This window comes from Nocardia sp. NPDC059228, assembly GCF_042754245.1.
Taxonomy (GTDB): domain Bacteria; phylum Actinomycetota; class Actinomycetes; order Mycobacteriales; family Mycobacteriaceae; genus Nocardia.
In genome coordinates this window covers 1-2,035 of record NZ_JBHZAL010000089.1, presented here as the reverse complement: position 1 = coordinate 2,035, position 2,035 = coordinate 1, and the positions used below count along the sequence as shown (strand labels likewise).

Below are 2,035 nucleotides of genomic sequence, written 5' to 3'. Positions count from 1 at the left end.
GCGTCCTGATGCTGCTGGTGCACCACATCGCGGGTGACGGCTGGTCGATGGGTCCGCTGGCCCGCGACGTGCTGGAGGCGTACACCGCCCGAGTGGAGCGGCGCTCCCCACAGTGGCCCGAGCTGCCGGTCCAGTACGCCGACTACACCCTCTGGCAGCGCGAGCAGCTGGGTGACATGGACGACCCCGACAGCCCGTACGCCCGGCAGGTCGCCCACTGGCTCGACGAGTTGGCCGACCTGCCCGCCGAGGTGACCTTCCCGGCCGACCGTCCCCGCCCCGCCGTCGCCGAGTACCGCGGCGCCAGGGCCCCGTTCCGGATCGACGCCGAACTGCACGGCCGGGTGGTCGAGTTCGCCCGCCGAACGAGCACCACGGTGTTCATGGTGCTGCAGGCCGGCATGGCCGCACTGCTCACCCGTCTGGGCGCCGGCACCGACATCGCGCTGGGCAGCGGTGTCGCCGGCCGCACCGACGAAGCACTGGACGACCTGATCGGCCTGTTCGTCAACACTTTCGTGCTGCGCACCGACACCTCCGGCGACCCCAGCTTCGACGCACTGCTCGGCAGGGTGCGGGAGGCGAGCCTGGCCGCCTACGCACACCAGGACGTGCCGTTCGAGAACCTTGTGGAACTGCTCAACCCCCAACGCTCCACCTCCCACCACCCGCTCTTCCAAGTCGCGCTCGTCCTCCAGAACGCCCCCGAGGGCGACTTCACCCTCCCCAAGCTGCGCGTCGTTCCCGAGGAGGTCGGGATCGGCCGCTCGCGCTTCGACATGCTGCTCAGCCTGGCCGAGCGCCGTGGTGAGCAGGGGGTGACCGCGACCGTCGAGTATTCGACGGAGTTGTTCGATCGTTCGACGGTCGAGGGTGTGTTGGCGCGGTGGGTGCGGTTGTTGGAGCAGGTGTTGGCGGATCCGTCCGCGCCGATCGGCGGGGTGGAGTTGTTGACCGGTGAGGAGCGTGTCCGGTTGCTCTCCGGCTGGAACGACACGGCCGCCGACGTGCCGGGTGTGTCGCTGGCCGGGTTGTTCGGGGAGCAGGTGCGGCGGGCTCCCGACGCGACTGCCCTCGAACACGGCGACACCAAGCTCTCCTACGGTGAGTTGGACGTGCGGGCGAATCGGTTGGCGCACTGGTTGATCGGTGAGGGTGTGGGTCCGGAGCGGTTGGTGGCGTTGGAGCTGCCGCGTTCGGTGGATCTGGTGGTGGCTGTCCTGGCGGTGCAGAAGGCTGGTGGTGCGTATCTGCCGGTGGACCCGGACTACCCGGCGGACCGGCGGGCGTTCATGCTGCGTGACGCGGCTCCGCTGCTGGTCCTGGACGCGCAGGCGATGGCCCGGGACGTGTCCGGGCTGCCGGACACCGACCCGGATGTTGTGGTGGACCTCGGGCATCCGGCGTATGTGATTTACACCTCGGGCTCCACCGGCACGCCCAAGGGTGTTGTCGTCACTCATCGTGGGGTGTCGAGTCTTGCGCGGGCGCAGCGGGAGCGTCTGGGTGTGACCGGGACGAGTCGGGTGTTGCAGTTCGCGTCGCCGAGTTTCGATGCCGCGTTCTGGGAGCTGGTGCTGGCGTTCGGATCGGGTGCCACGCTGGTGGTGCCGGATGGTGAGCGGCTGGTTGGCGAGGCGTTGCTGGAGGTGTTGTCGTCGGGGCGGGTGACGCATGTGACGATGCCGGCTTCGGTGTTGGGCGGGCTGCCGGCGGGTGCGGAGTCGGGTCTGGTGTCGTTGGAGACGGTGGTGCTGGCCGGCGAGGTGGTGCCGTCGGAGCTGGTGGCGCGGTGGTCGGTGGGCGAGCGGCTTGTGGTGAACGCGTACGGGCCGACCGAGTCGACCGTGTGTGTGTCGATGAGCGGCACGGTGCTCGACGGCGGGGCGGCGCCCGGTGCGGTGGTGCCGATCGGGCGTCCGGTGGCCAACACTCGTGTGTATGTGCTCGGTGCCGGACTGCGTCCGGTTCGGGCAGGTGAGGTGGCTGTGTTGATGGGGTCGTGTGGTGGGCTGGCTGGAGGGTCGGAGGTTCT

At 69.7% G+C, this 2,035-nt stretch carries 1 protein-coding gene; it reads left to right on the top strand.

All coding sequences use genetic code 11. The annotated features are described in order from the left end of the window. On the top strand, window positions 1-2,035 hold a 2,035-nt coding region (locus ACFXKA_RS42555; protein WP_379431838.1), incomplete at both ends, for an AMP-binding protein.